At 64.3% G+C, this 3,504-nt stretch carries 4 protein-coding genes; 3 read left to right on the top strand and 1 reads right to left on the bottom strand.

The genetic code is table 11. From position 1 onward, the window contains the following. Positions 1-793, bottom strand: a 793-nt coding sequence (locus ACR2JI_RS16230; RefSeq protein WP_526391798.1) for a DUF1254 domain-containing protein, incomplete at its 3' end; no start/stop codon positions are given. Positions 794-954: 161 nt separating this feature from the next. On the opposite strand from ACR2JI_RS16230, the gene ACR2JI_RS16225 reads away from it, so the two are divergent. The 3 genes from ACR2JI_RS16225 to ACR2JI_RS16215 all read left to right on the top strand — a co-directional run bounded on the left by ACR2JI_RS16225 (position 955) and on the right by ACR2JI_RS16215 (position 3,457). Then, positions 955-1,101 (top strand): hypothetical protein, encoded by a 147-nt coding sequence (locus ACR2JI_RS16225; RefSeq protein WP_526391796.1) that lies wholly within the window; start codon positions 955-957, stop codon positions 1,099-1,101. 142 nt (positions 1,102-1,243) lie between these two features. Further along, a complete protein-coding gene (locus ACR2JI_RS16220; RefSeq protein ID WP_526391794.1) occupies positions 1,244-1,462 on the top strand; it encodes an Rv1893 family protein in 219 nt (72 codons plus the stop codon). A gap of 261 nt (positions 1,463-1,723) precedes the next feature. Next, entirely contained in the window at positions 1,724-3,457 is a 1,734-nt protein-coding gene (locus tag ACR2JI_RS16215) for a cadherin-like domain-containing protein (RefSeq protein ID WP_526391791.1), read from the top strand. Positions 3,458-3,504: the final 47 nt, after the last annotated feature.

The following is a 3,504-nucleotide window of genomic DNA, read 5'->3' as shown; positions in this document are numbered from 1 at the left end:
CCTTACCCGTTTCGATGCCCAGCGGCACCAGCATCGCCATCCACGCCTTGTCCACCGCACGGACAGGCTCCTCGCTGAGCACACCGGCCAAGGTGCGCCAGTAGTCCAAGCCGCGCGACGCGGTGGCACTCCACTCGACGTCCTTGTCCTCGATGAACCGGCATGCCGCAAGCGACCGCCCGATACGCCCCATCTTCATGGTTGTCTTGAACAAGTCGTAGTAGACCGGGTCCTTGTCGAGGATGCGCAGCAGGACTCCGATGTTGTTCGTAGCGCTTTGGCGCACGAAGTAGCCAGGCTTATCGAAGGCCTCGGGATTCTGCTCGGGGCCAACGATGATGTATCTGCCGCCCTGTCCCTGATCCGGGCCGGTCAGTCCGAGATCGGCAACCGGGCGTTGCCAGAAGTCCATGACACCGCCGGCTGTCTGCCCGGCCGGGTACTCGATCTCCAGCGGCCCGTCCTTGAGGCTGATGAAATTGAAGATGTAGGGCGTGGTCAGGTTGGCCGTTACGATCCCGCGCTTCTCCTTCAACGACCGCAGCACCACGAAGTCGGTCTCGCTGGTTACCCCGTAGGCCAGAGCCTGCCGGTCGCGCCAAGTGGTCACGCTGACCAGTGGAGTACTCCACAGGTAGGACTGGGCGGCCCGCTGGTAGTCCATCTCGTCATAGAGCAGCGTGGAGGCATCGTCGTCGAAATAGTTGTCAACAAGCGCGATGTCACCGACCGGGGTCGAAATGACTTCCCTCCCACGCAGAGTGGCATTCTCAAGCGGTATCCCCTGCGTCATCGCCACCCTACTTCGGATTGTTTGCAGTTTGCTGATCGCGTTCATTTCTACCGCATGAGCTGCTTTAGATCGAAAGGAAGCGACTTTTGCGGTTGCGGGCCGACTGCGGCCTTCCTCGCGGCCCGGGGCGGACAACAAGTCCGACGAAGTTCGACTCCCCAATGGCCGGCCTGGAAAGACAGATCTTCGAGATCTACGGAGACGACACGGTCGTCCACCCCGACGACGGTGACGACACCACCCTGGGCTTTGCACCCTGCTCCGGGTTACTGATTCCCGGGCTGAGAGTCAACGTCAACACCGTGTAGGGGTAAAGAAACGCGCATTTCTCGGCCGGCCCGGATCGCGCGGAAACGGCTGCAGCGGGTCACGTGCTCGAGTCATCGCGGCTGATTCTCGCGCGATGAGAGCTACTGTCGAACCACATTCCCGCGATATCAGGAGGACCCCATGGCTTTCGATCCCAAGGACGCACTCAACGCAGCCAAGGAAGTTGCCGCCCATGCCGTCGGCAAGTCCGCGGAGATCGCCGAAGGTGCCGGCAAGGTACTCAAGGGTGATATCGCCGGCGGCGTCAGCGACATCGTCGACGATGCCACCGAGATCGCCACCCATGCCCTGGGCAAGGCTAAGGAGATCTTCACCGGTAAAGATGACCCCGCCGGGTAACTAGGAATTTCCCACACCCCGCGATAAAGTAGCCCCTGGCAAAGGGGGCCTTGAGTGATCGCCGCAGCATATGTGGGCCGGACCGGCGGACTGGCAATCGCGCTGGGAATCGGTATTGCCCTGGGTTTCACAGCCGGAGGCGTTGCCGGCGCCGACGATTCCGCCGGTGCCACCGCCCGATCACCACGCCACCAACCGACCCACGCCACGCGATCCGTTCAGCAGCTGAGCCCACCGGCTGCAACTGCTCGGCGGCACCCGATGAACACCTCGCGTAAATCCGCCGCGCGCAGCACCTCGGCCGTCGACCCGGTCACCGCGTTCGTCGCCAACACCACACCCCGGATCATCGGGTCGCAAACCGGCCAGTCCCCCACCGGTGTCATCAGCGGGACACTCGAGGTGGCCGATCCGGACAGCGAAACCATAGGTGTGGCGGTCACCCTCGCGCCAACCCGTGGACGAGTCGAGGTCGGCGCCGGGCAGTACACCTACACCGCGGACCCGTTGGCCGCGCACACCGGTTACACCGACAGTTTCAGAGTCACCGTGAGCGACGCAGACAGCGGATTGCATCTCCACGGTCTATCGGGCCTGCTCAATATGCTGACCTTCGGATTACTCGGCGAAAGCGGACACCGCAGCACCAGTTCGGTCAGCGTCACCGTCGCGCCGTTCAACAATGCGCCGACCGCAACGGTGCGGACGAGCTCCCCCGATCCGATCAGCGGCGTGATCCTCGGCGCCGTCATCGGCAGCGATGCCAACGGCGACACACTGAGCTACAGCGGCGGCACAGCAACAACATATGGTGCGGTAACCGTTTCTGCCACAGGTGATTTCAGCTATACCCCAGACCCCTCCGCGCTCGCCGGTGCCAATGGTCAAGATTTCTTCACCGTCACCATCGACGACGGATACGGCGGCATCGTGGCAGTACCCGTCACCATCAGCATTGGGCAGCAGGCACCAGCCGGCGCATTGTCGACCTTCTGCGGCTGCACGTTGATGCCGGCGAACACCGTGTTCCATGCCGACGTCAGCTCGCTGCCGGTGCTTGCCACCTCGACCACATGGACCACCCTGCTCGGTGGAACCCTTCGCGCAGCATGGGGTCGGGACCCCTGGATGGGCAGTACCGGGGGCATGCCGGTGAACATCGTCGCCGCCGACCGGCCGGTCGAGACGGTCATCTTCAACCGCGGGCTGGCCACGAGCGGGCCCGCCATCGACGACCGGCCGTACGCGATCCCGGACTACCCGATCGTCGAGGGTATGCCGAACATCCCGGCCTGGGACCGTCACCTGTTGGTCTTCCAGGAAGGAACCTGCATTTCCCAGGAGCTCTACAACGTCGCCAACGGGGTCGAACTGCCGGCCAACAGTGTCGGGGACGCGCTGGCCAACGCGATCTACGCCAGCCAGTACGGCTCGGCGTGGATCGCGGAGGCGGGTGTGCACTACGACATGAGCAACCCGCTGTACCCGGCCATCGGAGCGGCCAATGCCAGCCGGCTGCCCTACCTACCACTGATCCTGCGACCGGACGATCTGGACCGCGGAGCCATCGACCACATGCTCGGTATCAGCATCGCCAAGGATCGTGGCACCGGCTACACCTGGCCGGCCCGTTCCGGCGACGGCACCGGCACCAACCCCGACGGCGTCCCGATGGGCACCGTGCTGCGGCTGCGGTCCGACTTCGACGTCTCCGGCTACGCCGCGGCGACGCAGGTGGTGTTGCGTGCGCTGAAGGAACACGGGGCGGTTATCTATGACTCCACCAATCCCGGCCAGGACGGCGCCCACCTCCTCGCCATGAGCAACGGGTGGACCGGCACCGCGTATCTGACCACCCAGCGCGAGCTGGGCACGGTTCCGTTGAGCGCATTCGAGGCCGTCGACGTCCTGGGGCTGGCGCTGGATCCGACCGCCGGCTGGGTGATCCGCCAACAATCCGTCGGCCCACGACAGCCGGCTACGGCTAGGACTTGACGAGACACTTCCAGCGGAAGGTGCTGCCCTCGAGGACGGTTGTGCAG

Origin of the sequence: Mycobacterium sp., assembly GCF_051006775.1 — a bacterium.
Lineage (GTDB): Bacteria > Actinomycetota > Actinomycetes > Mycobacteriales > Mycobacteriaceae > Mycobacterium.
The sequence above is the reverse complement of the archived record's forward strand: the minus strand, read 5'-3'. Positions and strand labels throughout refer to the sequence as shown.

Bases quoted from the DNA above. Each gene is read 5' to 3' on its own strand.
- ACR2JI_RS16225 (WP_526391796.1), top strand. From the start codon at position 955: ATGGCCGGCCTGGAAAGACAGATCTTCGAGATCTACGGAGACGACACG.
- ACR2JI_RS16220 (WP_526391794.1), top strand. From the start codon at position 1,244: ATGGCTTTCGATCCCAAGGACGCACTCAACGCAGCCAAGGAAGTTGCC.
- ACR2JI_RS16215 (WP_526391791.1), top strand. From the start codon at position 1,724: ATGAACACCTCGCGTAAATCCGCCGCGCGCAGCACCTCGGCCGTCGAC.